Source organism: Anaerosolibacter carboniphilus, from assembly GCF_014205875.1.
Lineage (GTDB): Bacteria > Bacillota > Clostridia > Peptostreptococcales > Thermotaleaceae > Anaerosolibacter > Anaerosolibacter carboniphilus.
Genome location: NZ_JACHEN010000002.1, coordinates 41,146 through 59,662 on the forward strand (window position 1 = coordinate 41,146; position 18,517 = coordinate 59,662).

Genomic DNA, 18,517 nt, shown 5'->3' on the forward strand with positions numbered 1-18,517 from the left:
CCATTATAGTTTCGAAAACTGGGGTAGGTATCCTTTATTCTCATACAGGATGTCATGTAATATCCCCTTCGCTGCTTTGATAGAAGGTACTAAGGGATGACTGATAAGCGCCATTAGGGCATCCTCATAATCTCCAGAAATTCCTGCTTGTACCGTTAATAATTCATATGCCTTTACTGCATGGACCAACCCATGAATCTTAATTGGAAGCTTTCCAACAGCAATGGGCTTTAACCCTTCTCGATTTACTACTGCATTCACTTCTACGACAACATCGTCAGCCAGCCCTGAAATGGCCCCATTATTTCGAATATTTACCGTATGTATTTCCCCTTTGTCATTATAGATTGCACTGATTAAAGAAACCGCTGCATCGGAATAATAGGCTCCGCCTCGCTTTTCTAGTTCTGGAGGTTTTTCTTGAAGATTAGGATCTTCATAGCGTTTGAACAGTTCTTTTTCAATCTCCATCACCTGCTCTGCCCTGGTACCTTCTCCTGCATTCTTTTCTTCCTCTAGCATTTCGTCTGTCATATAGAAATATCTATGATATGGACAAGGCAGCATCCCCAATGACCGAATTAAATCTTTATCCCACTGAAGGTCTTTGATATTCTTCATGGTCAAGGAAGCGCCTTCGCCCAGTTTCGTCAAAACCTCACTGGTTACTCTTTCCCCATCCAGATAGATTTCTCGGCCGTACACCATATGATTTAATCCTGCAAAGTCTATCCTAATCCTTTTGCTGTCTACATCCAATATTTTCGCTACATTATTGATCATTCCTATAGGTACATTACATAACCCTACAACCTTTACTTGAGTATGTCGAAGCACCATTTCTGTAATAATGCTGGCAGGATTTGTGAAATTTATAAGCCACGCTTTAGGTGCCAATTCCTCTATATCTCTGCATATATCTAAAATAACTGGTATCGTTCGCAGTGCCTTGGCAAAGCCTCCTGCCCCTGTGGTTTCTTGCCCAATGGCATTATATTTCAAAGGGATTCTTTCGTCAGACGCCCTAGCCTTTAATCCACCTACTCTAATCTGAGTAATGATAAAGTCTGAATCCTTTATGGCTTCTCTGCGATCTAAAGTCTGATATACTTTGGTGTTCAGCCCGACTTTTGCAATCATCCGCTTGGTTAATTCTGTCGTAATATTCAGCTTTTCTTTACCTCTTTCAATGTCCACCAAATAGAGTTCTTCTACAGGTAATTCTGCAGTTCTTTTGATAAATCCTTCTATGAGTTCTGGTGTATAGCTACTGCCTCCACCAATAACTGTAATTTTTAGTCCTTTGCCCATATATACACCTCTTTTATAGAAAATCTCTCGTTTTAAAAACGATGAAAAATATCATAAGGTAAAGGGTATAATATACCCTTTACCCTTACCTAATCCTTGTGTCTTTACACGTTTCCTTGTTTTTCCTTGTCTTTTACTTGTCGATCAGCTAACACAACAAAAGGCAGATAAATGAGTACGGCCGCTGCAAAGTTCACCAAAGCCAATATTCCACCCGCTATACTTCCTCCTGTTGCTAGGAACCCACCTATTCCCACAGGCGTAATCCATGGCATCGCTACATAGGTAGGTGGTACCAGTCCAATGGCAGTTGCTGTATATGCAATAAGCGTTAATATTCCTGGTGTAAGGATGAATGGAATAAATAGTATTGGATTTAGAACAATTGGTAAACCAAACATAACAGGCTCATTGATTTGGAATATACCTGCAGGCGTAGACAGCTTGGCAACTTCTCTATACTCTCTTCTTTTCTTTGCAGCAATGTATATGGCTAAAATCAATGCTAAGGTTGCTCCCGATCCCCCTAAGTGAATATACGCATCAAAGAACACTCTTGTAACCACATTGGGTGCTGCCAAACCTTGCTGGATGGCACTGGCATTGGCCTCAAGGGCAGGCAGATAAAGGGCATTCATAATTGGATCCATGATGTTTGCCCCATGGAGTCCAAAGAACCAGAAAAGGTTGATCAACATTGCTGCGATCATGGCAGATGCTAAACCTTGGCTAAATCCTTGGAGAGGCTTTTGGATAAGATTAAAGATAAGATCATACAAACTATTGCCTCCCAATTTGGTAATCAAGTATCCCAGAATACCAAATACATATAAGACGATGACCCCAGGTATGACAGCTGCAAAAGCTCTACCTACTGCTGGTGGAACATTTTCAGGCATTTTAATCACAATATTCTTTTTCATCAATTTCACAAATATTTCTGTAGCAATAAGAGCGACAAGAATACCTGTAAATAGACCGGTTGCATTCAAGTAACCCCAATGGATATATCCCCAACCAGCTTCTCCATGGGCTTGGGGTGTGACGGAAATAAATGCACCGACGGCAATCAAACCGGCTGCCAAACCGTCAGACTGATATCCTTTCGCTAAATTATAGCCAATAGAAAATACAACCAACAATGTCATGATGGCGAAGGTTCCCCACCATATATTTCCATTAATTCCTGACAACTCGCCTAAGCCTGGTATCCATTGCAATAATGTATTGTTTAATAACACTGCGAAGGATCCTGCCAAAACAAGAGGCATAATGCTTACAAATCCATCCCTAATTGCAACGAGGTGCCTTTGGGCCCCAATTCTTGATGCGATTGGCACGAAGTGTTTTTCCATAAATCTTATAAAACCGTCCATATATATCCCCCTTTTTTCAAATTTTCCCTGCCTTTATGCGAGTCTTGCAAAATACTATTCCCCCTGTGGCATCATAGCCATGGCCTGTTTTACCACTGCTTCTCCATTCATCATGCCATAATGAATGCTTTCGATGACTGCCACTGGTACACCCATTGGTTCCATGATCGGCTGTAATTTACTCAATAGATATCTCACCTGGGGACCCAATAGTACCACGTCAATGTCCTCATGATTTATCACATCTGCCTCTGATACAGCAAATACTTCCACTTCTATTCCCTGTTTCTGTGCATACTCTGCCATCTTTTTCACCAATAAGCTTGTGGACATCCCCGCAGAACAAACAAGCATAATCTTTTTCATAATTCATCTCCTTTCCATCATTTTTCTTAAATGATCACGTTTTCCCCCTGTGCATCATCGATTCTTGCTGCCGTTCCCTATTCATGAATCAGCTGTGTTTCAAATAGGTCTCTGATTGCTCCAATAGCCTCTACTTCATCATGACCTTCCGCAACAATTTCCAGAGTATCCCCTTCGCTGGCTGCAATACTCAGAACTCCCATTATACTCTTTCCATTTGCGTACGTATCTTCTTTTCGTATGATCACCTTTGAAGCAAAGTTTTTTACGGTACCTACGAACATGGCCGCCGGTCTGGCATGTAAACCGGATTTGCTGTTCACCACAATCGTCAATTTCTCCATTATCTCTTTTATCCACTCCCTCCCTTTGTGATCTGCCTCATATTGTAGCAAGATAAATGCCAATTATATTCTCTTTCATTGTCATAAAGAATTTTTTTCTCCACTGGTTTTTCAGCCACTTTCATCGGGGCTTTCTGGGTTGAAAAGCGTAGAAAAGTGTGCAATATGGATTACACACTTTTCTGCACATTTTACACACTATGCACACTTTGCACTATTCCCTTAAATCATCCTGATTGGACAAAAACATCTTGCAGATATATGCCAAATCATGCTTTGTAATTTCTATTTTATATTTTTCCTCTAAGGGTTGTATCCTTGCCTTCACAAACTTTAACTCTCGACTGTATTGATCGCTATAAGCTTCTAAATCTCGAAAAACAACCTCTTTGCCGCCAGCTTTTAGCCTATCAATTAAAAATCCTATATGAAGAGCAATCCCAATCTTTACTTCATTTCTTATTCTCACTTTTAAGTGTTTTTCTATATCATCGATCACCCATCGAATTTCCTTGGCCACTGTTTCTCCATCAGCAGTGGTCATGTGATTTTTCAAGGATTTACTCACTCCGATAAACAATTGCTCTTCCTGAATGATTTGCTCCATGACCTGAATCCCATGGCCTTGTAGGATTTCCATAGCAGGAATAAAAGGTATCTCTTTCAAATGAATATCGATGGTACTCACTACAGCTAGAATTCTATACATTTCCTTATATTGATCTAGCAGTGCCATGAACTCTCTACGATTGATGATATTCAGGGGTATAATCTCCGTATCTTCATTTAGCGTTACCTTTTCCTCTAAAATTCTTTTCAATCGTTCCGACGCACCTTCTCCTGTAAAACAGGCAGTGATGATTAGATTTTTCTTCTCCAGGTCATTTCGAAGTTCATTGACCCTTGCCATGGCGGAAACCTCACTTCTAACTTCATAGATATCCTGAATTTCCCTTCCCAGCACAGCCTTTCTGCATGCATCGATAACCAAAGATGTAGTCACCATATCCACAGTCTTCACAATAACCCCAGTCTCTTCATAAATCATATCTCCGAAATTTGTTAGGGAACCCATATCCACCATCATCAGTACACCTTTCCCTCGGTCCAATTCGATCACCTTTTCTTTTGCAATCTCATACATGGCCTGAGGATTCATACTCAATGGCATATCTAGCGCCACTGCGTGTTCTTCACCAATGAGGGCATTGCAGACATCGACCATACTGCTGGCGGTTGAATTTCCATGCATAATTACCAATATCCCTACTTTTTCCTCTTTCTCGCCCACTACATCCAAAGGATTCGTTGCTAAAAACATGGTCAAATATCCAATTTCATCCAGTGGCGTTTGAACACCCAGCCTTTGATCCATATATCTTGCAATTTCCATGGCTACCAGGAACTCATCAGGATATTCTACACGGATAAAATTCAATTTGGGATGATAGATTTTCGTACCTTTGTTTACCCGCTCCATAAATCCATGGATATGAAGGGCCAATCCGAAATATATTTTCTCGTCATACTCCCTATAGAGCTTATTTTTGGCTAGTTCTAGCATCATTTCTACCATTTCCAGCACTTCCACATCTACAATTTTTGCCACTTCGTTTTTTCTCATATTCTGCGAAAAATTCCCAATGTATTTATGAAAATGGCTTTCAATATCCAGGTTGATAATCTGGTTAATTTCTTCTTCTTGAATGCCTGCGCTTTTTAAAGATTCGATTTTCGTTTCGATGATATCATAAAAATCTTCCCGATCTCGGTAAATATCTAGGCTATTCTGATTTGAGTTCTCTTTAAAATAAAATCTAAGGATATCGCCTTTTCTCTTCAAAAGTAGATCCATCTCATCTCGATATCTATGGATCTGCAGCATTCCTTTTTTCACATGCTGAGGAAGATCCGATTGACTAATCAAAATATAATCTTCTTTCTTTGATTTATAATTGGCAAAGGCCTTCGCACAAGCCAATTGAATATCACTGCGAAGCTGTCCAATATTATTGGGACAGTCATATAATAAAAAGGACACGAAGGAATTCTTATTGATATAGATACTTTTACCGATTCTTTTGGATTCCTGTTTGATAAAGGTTTCTATGAGATAATGACGTTCGGTTAAATCTCGCTCTTTTAGGGATGGCAACGTAATCATCATGGGTATTCTTCTTGTAAAGGTATTCAGCAGATAGGATTGAGGGTCTTCCGTGGTGGCCGCGATAATTTGGACATCTGCATACACCGATTTTTCTGTTTCTCCCAGGGGTTTAAAGCATCCCTTATCAATATATGTAAACAACATTTCTTGCCCTTGTGGAGACAGACGATGAACCTCATCTAAAAACAAAATTCCCTCATGGGCTTTTTTCAAAAGACCTTCACGGTCCCGATCAGCACCCGTATAGCTACCTTTTTTCACCCCAAATATTTGGGATATAAGAAGCTGAGGATTTTCAGCATAATCTGCACAGTTAAAACGAATAAAGGCAGCTTCTTCTTTGATTACTCCTGACTCCTTGGCAAATTGGTACATCAATTCTGCAAACATTGACTTCCCCACGCCCGTTTCTCCCAAGATCAAGGTATGTAGTCCCCTGGGAGGGTATAAAATTGCTGCTTTCGCTTGTTGAATAGGCACTTGCAAGCTGGATTGGCTGCCAATAATCTTATCCAAACTATTATTGCTATCAGAATTTTTTGTAGGAATTTCTAATCCTCGCATCACCCGAAACAGTACAGGTCTCCCTTCGAACTTTTCTACTTTCTTTTCCTCATACAATCGATTCAAATATCTACTTACACTGGTGCGATCTATATGCAGGACCTCACTGATTTCAAAGGCGGAAATTCCTCTTTTCATTCTTCCTTCTAACTCTTCCAACATTTGATATACATTGTCTATCTTTTTCATCCTATCTCCCCTTGAACAAATCCCTATGATTTCCATCATTATATTTTTACTTTTTAGAATATTCTTTATTATTTTATCACATCTAGTATACTTCGATTTGTTATGAAATTCAATCATTCAAAGGTTCACCTGCTGGCCTATGATGTATGCATATGTTCCCATCTGTAGAATAATGCGACGCAACGATATCGGTTGGACAGGGTCGTCCAACCCTACAAAACCATAAAAAATCATGTTTTATGTAGGAAACGATGCCCCCATCGTTTCGAAAAAGATAGGGATTCAAAACCACGGAACGGCAGAAGGTGCTGATCTTTACGGCTCATTATCCCATATCAATATATAGAATAAGGTATACCAACATTGATTTACTCGGTATACCTTATCCTTTAGAACGATTATCCTTATTCTAAAATTTCCTTATGAAACAACTCTTCTATGGCCTGAATGGCTTGGGCCGCATCTGTACCTTCGGCTGTGATAACCAGTTCATCTCCCTTTTTCACACCCATGCTCAGGATGCCCATGATACTTTTGGCATTACATCTTCGCCCGTTTTTCTCCAGTTCAATTTGAGATTGGAACCTTTCAGCCAACCGCATAAGCAAGGCTGCGGGCCTAGCATGGAGCCCAGTTTCATTTTGTACAATAAGCGTTGTTCTCTCCATCATTCTTCCTCCTGTTTCAATCTAATCTATTTTATAGCTTTACTTCTAGCTTCATGATTTCGTTCTCTCCCCGTTTGCAGCTTCCTTTTATTTTTGACATTTCATGAACCTTCTCCATGTTCGTAATGACAATCGGTGTGATCGTAGATTTTCCTGCTGCTTCGATGTACTCTAAATCTACTTCAACCAAAACATCTCCAATCTTTACTTTGTCCCCAACCTTTGCAATTCTTTGAAAACCTTCCCCTTTTAGTTCTACAGTATCAATACCAATATGAATAAGCACCTCAGCACCTTCATCGGTTTCAATGCCTACTGCATGATTGGTATCAAATATCTGCACTACTTTGCCATTGCATGGTGATACAACTAACCCATTGGACGGTTTGATAGCGATACCATCTCCAAGCATCCTCTGAGAAAAAACTGCATCAGGTACTTCTTGTAAGGAAATCACTTCACCATCCATCGGTGCTATTAACGTCACTATTTTATTCTTCTTTAAAAATCCAAACATTTTCATCCTCCTTTTATCAACATCTAGCTTTACTTTATTTTAAAACCGCTTTTAAACGGCAAATTCTCGAATTTCTTTCTCTTGGGCAGCAGTTAGAAGAGATGCGGCTTTTTCTTCAAGGATCATCGTTACATCAGGATGAAGCTGTAAAATAGATGCTGGCAATTCAGGAGTGATTTTCCCATAGATGGCATCATAAATGGCGCTGGCCTTTTCTATGCCTGCTGCAAGCAATAGAATTTTTCGAGCTCCCATGATAGTTTTGATTCCCATACTGATGGCCTGCTTTGGCACTTCCTTCATGGAAGGAAAAAATCTAGCATTTGCTGCGATCGTATCCTGATCTAATTCTACCATATGGGTTCTGGCTTCAAACTTTACATCGGGCTCATTAAATCCTATATGTCCATTTCTTCCAATACCTAAAACCTGTAAGTCGATTCCACCCGCTTTATAGATTTTCTCTTCATATCGGGCACATTCTATTTCTATGTCTGTAGACATCCCATCGGGAAGATGAATACGACTCGACTCTATATGAATATGCTTAAATAAATTTTCATGCATATAATAGGCATAGCTTTGAGGGTTATCTTGACTTAGGCCATAATACTCGTCTAAATTAAAGGTAGTGATCTTACCCGTCTCTAGACTGCCTAATTTATATAGATTTACCAATTCCTTATACATACCGACTGGTGTCTCCCCCGTTGCAAATCCTACAACACTTTCTGGCTTGAGAATTATCTGACTGGCTATCATATTGGCCGCCTTTTTTCCCATTTCTTTATAATCTTTTGCAATGATGATTCTCATGTCCATCCCCCAATCTATTGAACCATATTCATATAGATAGCTTTTGCCTTGTATTGTATCTGCATGGGGCACCTCAGAACAAAGTTGCCTCACGGCAATTTGTTTTCGCTAACACCCCATGCAGCATGCAATTTTTTATGCCTTTCTAGCCATTGCCTTTAAGCCGGTTTTGATCTCTTCTGCAATCAACTCGGCCTTTGTGCCTACAACAACCTGCATGTTCTTATTGTTAGGTCTTAATACACCAGAAGCACCTAATGCCTTCATTTCTTCATCCTTTACGATAGATGCATCCCTCAAGGTTATTCTCAAACGTGTAATGCAAGAATCTATTTCTACAATATTTTCAGGCCCACCCAGCTTCTCTATATATTCTCTGGCTAGTCCGGCAATTCCTTTGTCTGCAATAATTTCTGCTGCACTTCCCTCTTCATCGTCCATTCTTCCTGGTGTAGGCAAGTTCATTGCCTTAATGGCAAATACAAATACAAAATAATATACTGCCATGAACGCCAAACCTACAGGAACCAATAGCCATCCGTTTGTAGCGAATTTCATATTGAGTATAAAGTCGATCAAACCTGCGGAAAAGCCAAAACCATGTTTAATGCCCAACACATAGCATATGGCCATGGCGGCCCCTGTAAACAATGCATGGAGGGCATACAATACAGGTGCTAAGAACATAAACATAAATTCCAGTGGTTCTGTAATACCAGTTAAGAAGGATGTAAATGCAACAGAGAACAATGCCCCACCTACAGTTTTTCGATTTTCTGGCTTAGCTGTTGTGTACATCGCCAAGGCTACTCCTATCAAACCAAACATCATAATCGGATAGAAACCCGCCATAAAGCCACCTGCTGTTGGATCCCCTGCAAAATATCTGCCCAAATCCCCTGTGGCCACTGTGCCGTCAACCTTTGTGTATTCCCCAAATACAAACCACACAATTGTATTAATAACATGATGAAGTCCTACTGGAATCAATAACCTATTCAAAAGTCCAAATACAAATACACCTGCTGCACCTGCACCGATAATCCATTGTCCTGCACTATCAATGACCCCTTGGATAGGTGGCCATATTTTTCCAAATATCAAAGCCAACACAATCATTGCTAAAGAAGTAATGATGGGAACAAATCGCCTTCCTCCAAAGAAACCTAACCATTCAGGCAGCTTGATATCATGGAACTTATTATACATATTCCCTGCCAATATCCCTGAGATAATTCCTGCCAACACACCCATATTGATCGTAGCGTCAATGGCAGTGGCCCCTTTGGTCAATGTAAAGTATCCTACAGCTCCTGCCAATCCTGCTGCACCTGCATTGTCTTTTGCAAGACCTACGGCAATACCTATGGCAAATATTAATGCCAGATTTGCAAACACTGCATCCCCTGCTGCAGAAATAAAAGGCATATTTAATAAATCGCCTTGGCCTATCCTTAGTAGGATTGCCGCCACAGGCAGCACTGCCACGGGAAGCATCATGGCTTTCCCTAGTTTTTGAAGCTTGCCAAACAGATTACCCATAAATAAATCCCCCTTTTAAAATGGTATAAGGTAATAAGTAGATAAACAGATGCTCACGTCCTCCTTTCCTCCATTTTTTTTAGACTTATCCTTTGATTGAATAAAACAAAGGCATGAGTTTATACATAGGCAATGAATCTCCTGTCGGAGTTTCACCTATCCATAAGCTCATGCCTGATTGAACAGTAACACGCTTAACTATTTCAATTTTGTACCTTTTATTCTTTCTATATGAATGGCCATATATCCCAGTTCGCTTTCTGGAAGGACAGCCCCTTTACTCTCTTGAATATGTCGGCCTAACTTCTGAGCAATCTTAAAAGATTCTTTAAACTGCTTTTTTAAATCCTTTAAAAAAGGATTTTCAATAAATTTCCCTTCCTCCAACCTCGTGATCATTCCCCTCAAATGATTCATCAACCGCATATAGATTAAGCCTTGATCCCCTATGGAGATGGTCATTTCTCCTTGTATGATTTCGATTAATTCCTTGAGGAGTCTTGTATTCTTCATGGTTTCAGAGATCTTCTTATTCTGCCTTGCGGAGTGAAGGTGAAGGGCAATGAAGCCAATCTCTCCTTCACAAATATCAATATTTAAATTTTTATGTATCAACGCAGCAGCTGTTTTGCCCATGGCAAATTCCTCTTCATACAACATCTTGATTTCATATAGAAAAGGATTGTTAATTTCCATGCCCATGCGGATTCGATCCAAAGCAAACCCAATATGATCTGTCAATACAATATGGATATGGGAATTTAGTTTTCCTAGGGTTTCCTCTGCCTTAGCAATGATTTCCTCACTCACCCCGATTACCTTTCCATCTATTTGGTTCATGAGTTGAAAATACTCTTTTTTCATCTTCTCATCGAAAGCCAAAAATCTCTTCTCGATTTTTTCATCAGTTACTTGGATTACGGTATTTTCTTTCTTTCCAAAGCCAATTCCTTTGCTTACAAGGATCATCTCTTGATGGCTTTCTTTTTCAAGGGCTAGAATTACATTATTATTTAAAATTTTAATGATTTGATAATCTACAATTTGCTTCGACATTCTCCTTAGCCCCCTAGTGAATAGTAAAAATGCATACTTCGTATGCTTCGCTAGGGGATCCTAGTTCCCCTTCGACGGCTGCAAGGCAGCCTGAGCACCTCTGCGTACAAGAAAGTATGCCTTCTCCTGTACTATAAAAAAAGGCATACACCCAAATGCAGTCATGCTGTCAACTGCACTTAGGTTTATGCCTGCTTTACACAGTAACACACCTAAATGATTCTTTTGTGAAAACCTATTCTTATTTTCATATAAATGCTATCATAGATTTTATATTCTGTCAATTCGTTTTATACCATTTTTCTCTAATCATATTTTCATCCTTACAGTGAAAGGAAGAGCAACAACGAATACTCTCCCTCTCCACCCATAAAGTTAAGACTATCGAACGAGATTCAAATTAAGAATCTCTTCAATATATTGTTTTTGTGTTGTATCCAGTTCAAAGAATGGCTTCCTTGGAGCACCCGCGTCTATTCCCTGTAGTGTAAGGGCATATTTGATTGCAGATATTAGTCCTACACGACATAGTGCCTCCATAATATTGTTTGCTTTGGTCTGAAGTATTCTCGCTTCCTCATGCTTGAATGCTTCAAAGGCTTCTTGTATTTTTCTGTAATGGGGATACATAAAGTTAAATGTACTTCCTATAGCTCCGTCAGCGCCAATGGCGAGCCCTGCCACAAGCACCTCATCAAAACCGTTGTACATGATGAGTTCCTTTTTAATATTTTTTATCCTCTCCAATTGATATATATTCAGGTTTGTATGCTTTACCCCTACAATGGCATCACTTCTAAATAATGCCTTCATATCTTCATTCTGCAGATCAAACTCAACGCCAGTATTCCCCGGAAAGTTATAGAGTATGATGGGTAAACCTACATTTTCATAGATATCATAGTAATACTGTACAATGGCCTTTGGAGAAAATTTATAATAATAGGGTGCTGTAGCAGAAATCACTTCGTATCCCAATTTCTTTGCCTTCAGTCCATAGGCAATGGCTTCATCAGTGCTGATGGCACCTACATGCGCAATAAGTTTTGTTATATTCTTATATTCTGCAGCGATCTCGAAGATCCGCATCCTTTCCTCCTGAGATAGAAGGAAGCACTCTGCTGAACTTCCACCTATGAAAAAACCCGTTACACCTTCATGAATATTTCTTTCCATCAAAGCGAGCAGTACACGATCATTAATCTTATTTTGTTTATCAAAGGGCGTTATGGATGCAGCGAAAATCCCCTTCATATCTAAAGATAGTCCATTCATATAGGCATCTCCTATGCTCCCATTATCTTGCCAGCCAACCGCCATCCACTGCAATGGTATAACCGTTTACATAGTCAGCAGCAGAGGATGCAAGGAATACAACAGGACCTTTCAGATCATCTGGCAATCCCCATCTTCCCGCAGGAATTCTGCCAAGAATCTCTGCACTTCTTGACTCATCTTGCCTTAACGCCGATGTATTATCGGTAGCCATGTAGCCTGGCGCTATGGCATTCACATTAATATTATGTTTTGCCCATTCATTGGCCATGAGTCTTGTGATCCCCATTACCCCAGATTTTGAAGCAGTATATGAAGGTACTCTTATACCCCCTTGGAATGAAAGCATGGATGCAATATTTATGATTTTTCCCCCTGTATTCTGTTCTATAAATTTTTTTGCAACTGCTTGGCTTAGGAAGAACACCATTTTCACGTTAATATCCATCACGTCGTCCCAGTCTTTTTCTGAAAAGTTGATGGCATCCTCTCTTCTGATGATGCCTGCATTATTTACAAGAATATCAATTTTTCCAAAATTACTGATAGCAGCATCAATTACTTTTGGAATCGCATCCATCTCCATTAAATTGGCCTGCACTCCCACAAATCTTCTTCCTAGCTTTTCTACAAGGTTCCTTGTTTCCTCCATTTCCGTTAAGCCCACGCCAACGATATCTGCGCCTGCCTCTGCAAGAGCTAAAGCCATTCCTTGCCCAAGGCCTACTCCGCTTCCCGTTACAATGGCCGTCTTTCCATCTAATTTAAAGTTATCTAAAATCATATCTATTCTCCTTCCCTTGTTATAGTTTTTAAAAATAAAACCACGAAAGCCTGGAGCAAAATGCTTCCAATCATCGTGGCTAAAACCTTATCCACTGCAACCTTATATCAACTTAAGCAACTTCGGTATCGTAAGCGAAAGGGACGGTATATAAGTTACGATCAGCAACACAACTGCAGTTACTATAAAGTATGGTATAAGTTGTTTTATAACTTCCTCAATTTTTAAATTTGCTATTCGGCATCCTGTGAATAATATTGGTCCAACAGGAGGTGTAATGGTCCCTATACAGAGGTTAAAAACAAGCATAATTCCAAAATGCACTGGATGCATACCAAACTGTGTTACAATTGGCAGGAATATTGGTGTAAAAATCAATACCGCAGGTGTTGGATCCATGAATGTACCAACAACCAGAAGTACAATATTCATAATCAGAAGTATAATAATTGGATTATTCGTTAATCCCAGCAGCATGCTTGCAATCAAATTTGGTATTTGTGTGAATGCCATTACCCATGACATGATCGATGATACTCCAATCATGAAGATAACAATGGCAGTCATCTTTGCTGCTTCAAGGAATATATTGGGAAGATCTCTTACCTTTATGCTCCTATAGATAAACGATAATCCCAAGGAGTATACCACAGAAATTGCAGACCCTTCTGTGGCTGTGAATACACCACCGAGAATCCCTCCGATCACGATCACAATGAGAAGGAGACTTGGGAAGGCATCAATGAATACACTCAGTGCCGCTTTAAAAGTAGGTTTTTCTGCACTCTGATAACCCAGCTTCTTAGCGAAAATACCTGCTATCACCATAACTCCTAGACCCCAAAGTATACCTGGAAGATATCCTGCCATAAATAGGGCAGCTACAGATACGCCCCCAGCAACCGTCGAATAAACAATTAGTGTATTGCTCGGAGGAATCAGCATTCCCGTCGGGGCAGAAGCAATATTTACTGCTGCGCTATAGGCTTTACCGTATCCTTCCTTTTCCTGCAATGGTCCCATTGTTCCACCCACTGCAGCTGCTGCCGCAACACCAGAACCGCTTATGGCTCCAAAAAGCATATTGGCAACAACATTTGACTGGGCCAGTGATCCCGGTAACCTTCCACTCAATACTTTGGCACAGTTTACCAGCCTTCTGGCAATACCGCCATTGTTCATGATAATCCCTGCAAGGATAAAGAATGGAATTGCAAGTAGTGAGAATGAGTTCATCCCTGTAAAAACCCTTTGAGATGCAGTAATCATGGCATTGCCAAAAGGCAGGATAGATACCATTGCCAAGGTTGACCCAAGACCAATACTCACACTTATAGGAACACCTACCATGAGCAGAACAGGAACGGCAATCAACATTATAAGACCTGATAGTGTAGATAATTCCATTTCATCAACTCCCAACTGCTTTGAGTTATTCAGCCTTCGGGACTTCTCTATCAGAGAAGCCCTTGGCAATACTAACAATATTACATAAACTGTAGAATGTTATAAGCACGCCGCATATAGGAAGCATTGCATAGATAACACCTATTGTGATCGGTAATGCGGAGTCCTGTTGTGCCATCGTAAGAAGTACATTCTTATAACCACCAAATACGAGTATTCCCAGAGCAAATGCCATGACAATCAACTCAATGATCATGTCTACCACCATAGATATGGAGCCAGTAAACTTTTCTTTGATGAATAGAATGGACATGTGCTCTCTTTTTCCAAATACATAGGCTGATGCCAATAGCACGAGCCAGATAAACATATACTTTGATAGCTGCTCGCTAATTGCACTAGGCGCTTTGAAAAAATATCTTGTGATGACCTGCCAACTTACAAGGCCGGTCATGATCCCGACAAAGGCAATACATATAAACTCTAGAACCTTGTCTACAATTTTTCTTATTGCTTCCATTTTATTCACTCCAAGTCATACTGCCCAAAATCAGCAGGATTATTTCTTTACCGTTTCAGCCTTCGCTCTTATAGCATCGTAAAGCTTTTTGAATTCTGGATCTTGTGTAAGCTCATCATGAAGAGGTTTAACGCTCTCCTGGAACGCTTTAATATCTGGATATACAAACTGTGCACCATTATCTTGGGCAGTTTTCTTTGCCACTTCTGCATCTACTTCCCATAAGTCAACTTCTGCCGTTGTTGCATTTTTGATTTCCTCATTGAATATCGCTTTGTGTTCTTCTGACATTCCTTCATAAAGGGCTTTATTAATGATTAATAAATCTGGAATCATCAAATGCTGTGTATAGGAATAAACTTTTGCAACTTCGTAGTGCTTCATGTTTGCATAGATTAACTCGTTGTTTTCGCCGCCATCAATTACGCCTGACTGGGTCGCAGTATAAACTTCCCCTTGCCCCATAGGTGTACCTACACCACCCATATATTTCATCATTTTAATGTTTGTGTCACTTTCCATGATTCTGATTTTAAGTCCCTTTAAATCAGCTGGTGTATTGATGGCCTTGTTTGTATATACATTTCTTGCACCCGCATGGAATGCTGTAAGAACTATGAAATTGTTGTCTGCTGTGGATTTAAATAGATCCCCTACGATGGTATCGTCTGTAAATACCGCATTCTGGTGTTCTTTGCTGTCGTAGATGTAAGGAAGTCCTAAGATGGAGAACTTCTTATTAAAGTTTTCTACAAGACTGTTGGCTACGATAGACATACCGATTGCACCTGTTTGAACCAGTTCAACCGTTTCACGCTGAGGTCCTAGAAGTTCATTAGGGAAGATCTCAATCTTATAAGCACCATTTGTTCTTTCGAAAACCTTTTCCCCGAACTGCTGCATAGCCTTATACTGAGGATGGTTCTCTGGTTGGTTAAATGCAACTTTAATCACCTGTGTCTTTACAGCCTCCGTTCCCTCATTTGTTTTTGAAGGCTCCGTTGTTTTTCCAGCACAACCGCTGAGTACTACCATCAAAACGACTAGTAATAAAGCAATAATTCTTTTTTGCATAATTTGTCCCCCTTTAATTATCTAATATTTGTTGAATTTATATCTTGTAAAGTTAGCGATATACTTATCGTATATCACTAACTTTCACATGATCCATATCTGTAAACGTTCTGTTCTCACCTGCCATAGACCATATAAATGCATAATTGCTTGTTCCACAACCGCAATGAATAGACCAGCTAGGAGATATGACTGCTTGCTCATTTTGTATAACAATATTTCGAGTTTGCTGTGGCTCTCCCATGAAGTGGAAAACCACGTTATCTTCAGGTAAATTGAAATACATATAAACTTCCATTCTTCTCTCATGGGTATGGCAGGGCATGGAATTCCATACACAACCCGTATCTAAAATTGTACAACCCATAGATAATTGACAGGTTTCTAGGACTGCAGGGTGAATAAATTGATAAATCACACGTTTGTTAGATGTTTCTATACTTCCCATCTCCACCTTGTTGGCAATATCAAGGGTGATTAATTTTGTTTCAAACTTTGTATGGGCAGGCGTAGAGGACATATAAAACTTTGCAGGATTTTCGGAATCCTCACTTTTAAGCAATACATCCCGACATTCCTTTCCTACATATAGGCCATTTAATCTTTCAAGCTTATACTCTACCCCATCCACCACAACAACTCCAGGTCCACCGATATTGATAATGCCAAGTTCCCGGCGTTCAAGGAAATAATCTACGCCAAGATTTTTCTGACAGTCTATATTCTTCTCAAGGTTTATTACTTGGGATACAGGCATTGCCCCCATTGTAATGATTCTGTCAATATGGGAGTATGTGGATAGCACATCGTCTGCTTCGAAAAGTTTTTCGATAAGAAATTCTTCCCTTAATCTCTCTGTATCGTACGTTTTTACATCAATCTGATTGGCACCATACCTTATATCCATGATTACCTCCAATGATAAAATAATATTTTTCAAACAACTGCCCTATCTTTTTTGAATGAAGTAGTCCTTTAGCTCATTGTATATCTTATCTCCAAGCCTGTTTATATTGCCGTGAAGATGACGATCCATCATCTCATCCAACTTGTCAACCCTACCATTCTTGATGATCTCAAACAACTCGCAATGTTCTTCATACAATCTGTCAAACTTACCTACAGCAACAATATCTAACATTCTAAATCTTGTGTAATATACCTGAAATTCCTGGATAATCTCCCAAAGCTTCGTTTTCCCTGCAAAATCAAACAGAATACCATGGAACTGGCTGTCTATACGATAAAACTCCGTAGGATCTATATCTGGTTTGCTCACCAGTGCTCCCTGCCTTTTTAGATTCTCTTCCAATTTGCAAAGGATTTCCTCAGGAATATTCCCAATGACACCTTTTATAACTGTACTTTCAAGGACATTCCGCATATAAATGATTTCCTTAATCAATTCCATATCCAGCAATGTAACATAGGTACCCTTTTGAGGGACAATTTCTATAAACTTCTCACTGCTAAGTCTTAAGAACGCAGTCTTTACAGGCGTTCTAGACACATTATATTTTTTTGAAATCTCATTTTCACTAATGAGCTGACCTGGTTCAAGTCTAAGATTCAGAATGTCTTCCTTTAATGCATAATAAATCTCGTCACTGTTCATACCTTTAAAATGTGAATTTGTCATGCTACCACCTACTTATCAGATTTTTAATTGGGACTCTCTTCTTCCAATGAGAGTTCCAACTAAAATAATAAATCTATTCTATGCAAATAGCAAGACTTACATTCTTGATCTCTTGAACTCTTGAATTCTTGCATGCAAGTTGATAATGTAAGTTTAGCACATCCTCATTCCATTTGTAAAGATGCTTTTTATATAAAATTATCTATCCTTTTTATGGATATTGAGCTCTACATTGGTTACATTCATCATTACATCCGTATCATTAAAAAGACCCTTCCATTTTAGAAAGGAATCCTGTAAAATGTTTTGAATACGATCTCTTATACATCTCTCATAGAAAGGGTGTGTCAAATATGTATACCATCGGCCAAATTGCTAAAAAGTTCAATCTCTCCAGAAGTACATTACTCTATTATGATGCCATCGGCTTGCTCAATGCCCATGATCGAACCCATAGCAACTACCGAATCTATGGCGAAGATAGTATCCGAAAGTTAGAATTAATATCCATGTATCGAGAGGCTGGTGTTCCTTTAGAAGATATCAAACTGATTCTCGATTCTTCAAAAACCAGTCTGGATAATATATTAGAAAAGCGGCTGATCACATTAAATCAAGATATAAAAAAACTGGAAATGCAGCGTCAGCTCATCGTAGGAATGCTAAAAAACAAAGCTTCTGATGAACCTTCAACACCAAGTAAGAATAGTTTTGTTTCTGTCCTGCGCAATACCGGGCTCAACGACGCAGAAATGGATAAGCTCCACAGAGAATTTGAAAGACTTTACCCCCAAGAGCATCAGAACTTTTTAGAATTTTTAGGGATTTCTGCTGAAGAAATTCTATCCATTCGAGAACAGGCAAGGAAGCTTTCATCAGAATAAATCCCCAAGTTTGTTTCT

Annotated in this window: 18 protein-coding genes; 1 reads left to right on the plus strand and 17 read right to left on the minus strand. The window is 39.5% G+C overall.

Going from position 1 to position 18,517, the window contains the following annotated elements; genetic code table 11:
* Window positions 1–3: 3 nt before the first annotated feature.
* From HNQ80_RS02230 to HNQ80_RS02310, 17 genes are all read right to left on the minus strand, one after another.
* Window positions 4–1,311 carry a 6-phospho-beta-glucosidase gene (locus tag HNQ80_RS02230; protein ID WP_184307757.1) on the minus strand — a complete coding sequence of 436 codons (1,308 nt, stop codon included), beginning with the start codon at window positions 1,309–1,311 and terminating at the stop codon, window positions 4–6.
* A gap of 104 nt (window positions 1,312–1,415) precedes the next feature.
* On the minus strand, window positions 1,416–2,687 hold the full coding sequence (locus HNQ80_RS02235; RefSeq protein WP_184307759.1) for a PTS sugar transporter subunit IIC: 1,272 nt from the start codon (window positions 2,685–2,687) through the stop codon (window positions 1,416–1,418).
* Between the two features lie 54 nt (window positions 2,688–2,741).
* Window positions 2,742–3,053, minus strand: a complete 312-nt coding sequence (locus HNQ80_RS02240) for a PTS sugar transporter subunit IIB (RefSeq protein ID WP_184307761.1) — start codon at window positions 3,051–3,053, stop codon at window positions 2,742–2,744.
* 77 nt (window positions 3,054–3,130) lie between these two features.
* Complete coding sequence (locus HNQ80_RS02245) at window positions 3,131–3,397, minus strand: HPr family phosphocarrier protein (RefSeq protein ID WP_184308042.1); 267 nt, start codon at window positions 3,395–3,397, stop codon at window positions 3,131–3,133.
* Window positions 3,398–3,611: 214 nt separating this feature from the next.
* On the minus strand, window positions 3,612–6,317 hold the full coding sequence (locus HNQ80_RS02250; RefSeq protein ID WP_184307763.1) for a sigma 54-interacting transcriptional regulator: 2,706 nt from the start codon (window positions 6,315–6,317) through the stop codon (window positions 3,612–3,614).
* A gap of 404 nt (window positions 6,318–6,721) precedes the next feature.
* On the minus strand, window positions 6,722–6,985 hold the full coding sequence (locus tag HNQ80_RS02255; protein WP_184307765.1) for an HPr family phosphocarrier protein: 264 nt from the start codon (window positions 6,983–6,985) through the stop codon (window positions 6,722–6,724).
* 31 nt (window positions 6,986–7,016) lie between these two features.
* Window positions 7,017–7,502, minus strand: coding sequence for a PTS sugar transporter subunit IIA (locus HNQ80_RS02260; RefSeq protein ID WP_184307767.1), 486 nt, complete (start codon window positions 7,500–7,502; stop codon window positions 7,017–7,019).
* Window positions 7,503–7,553: 51 nt separating this feature from the next.
* Complete coding sequence (nagB, locus tag HNQ80_RS02265) at window positions 7,554–8,318, minus strand: glucosamine-6-phosphate deaminase (RefSeq protein ID WP_184307769.1); 765 nt, start codon at window positions 8,316–8,318, stop codon at window positions 7,554–7,556.
* Window positions 8,319–8,453: 135 nt separating this feature from the next.
* On the minus strand, window positions 8,454–9,860 hold the full coding sequence (gene nagE, locus HNQ80_RS02270) for an N-acetylglucosamine-specific PTS transporter subunit IIBC (protein ID WP_184307771.1): 1,407 nt from the start codon (window positions 9,858–9,860) through the stop codon (window positions 8,454–8,456).
* A 198-nt stretch (window positions 9,861–10,058) separates the two neighbouring features.
* The gene (locus HNQ80_RS02275) at window positions 10,059–10,916 is read right to left on the minus strand and encodes a PRD domain-containing protein (RefSeq protein ID WP_184307773.1); all 858 of its coding nucleotides are present in this window, start codon (window positions 10,914–10,916) and stop codon (window positions 10,059–10,061) included.
* A 381-nt stretch (window positions 10,917–11,297) separates the two neighbouring features.
* Window positions 11,298–12,191, minus strand: coding sequence for an N-acetylneuraminate lyase (locus HNQ80_RS02280; RefSeq protein ID WP_207726822.1), 894 nt, complete (start codon window positions 12,189–12,191; stop codon window positions 11,298–11,300).
* 22 nt (window positions 12,192–12,213) lie between these two features.
* Window positions 12,214–12,975 (minus strand): 2-dehydro-3-deoxy-D-gluconate 5-dehydrogenase KduD, encoded by a 762-nt coding sequence (kduD, locus tag HNQ80_RS02285; protein WP_184307775.1) that lies wholly within the window; start codon window positions 12,973–12,975, stop codon window positions 12,214–12,216.
* A gap of 102 nt (window positions 12,976–13,077) precedes the next feature.
* Entirely contained in the window at window positions 13,078–14,382 is a 1,305-nt protein-coding gene (locus HNQ80_RS02290; RefSeq protein ID WP_184307777.1) for a TRAP transporter large permease, read from the minus strand.
* Window positions 14,383–14,407: 25 nt separating this feature from the next.
* Window positions 14,408–14,902 (minus strand): TRAP transporter small permease, encoded by a 495-nt coding sequence (locus HNQ80_RS02295; protein ID WP_184307779.1) that lies wholly within the window; start codon window positions 14,900–14,902, stop codon window positions 14,408–14,410.
* 39 nt (window positions 14,903–14,941) lie between these two features.
* A complete protein-coding gene (locus tag HNQ80_RS02300) occupies window positions 14,942–15,976 on the minus strand; it encodes a TRAP transporter substrate-binding protein (RefSeq protein ID WP_184307781.1) in 1,035 nt (344 codons plus the stop codon).
* Window positions 15,977–16,040: 64 nt separating this feature from the next.
* The gene (gene kduI, locus HNQ80_RS02305; RefSeq protein WP_184307783.1) at window positions 16,041–16,883 is read right to left on the minus strand and encodes a 5-dehydro-4-deoxy-D-glucuronate isomerase; all 843 of its coding nucleotides are present in this window, start codon (window positions 16,881–16,883) and stop codon (window positions 16,041–16,043) included.
* Between the two features lie 42 nt (window positions 16,884–16,925).
* A complete protein-coding gene (locus tag HNQ80_RS02310) occupies window positions 16,926–17,615 on the minus strand; it encodes a GntR family transcriptional regulator (protein WP_184307785.1) in 690 nt (229 codons plus the stop codon).
* A gap of 353 nt (window positions 17,616–17,968) precedes the next feature.
* Between HNQ80_RS02310 and HNQ80_RS02315 the strand changes: the two genes are divergently transcribed.
* Window positions 17,969–18,499, plus strand: a complete 531-nt coding sequence (locus HNQ80_RS02315; RefSeq protein ID WP_184307787.1) for a MerR family transcriptional regulator — start codon at window positions 17,969–17,971, stop codon at window positions 18,497–18,499.
* The last annotated feature ends 18 nt before the right edge of the window (window positions 18,500–18,517 follow it).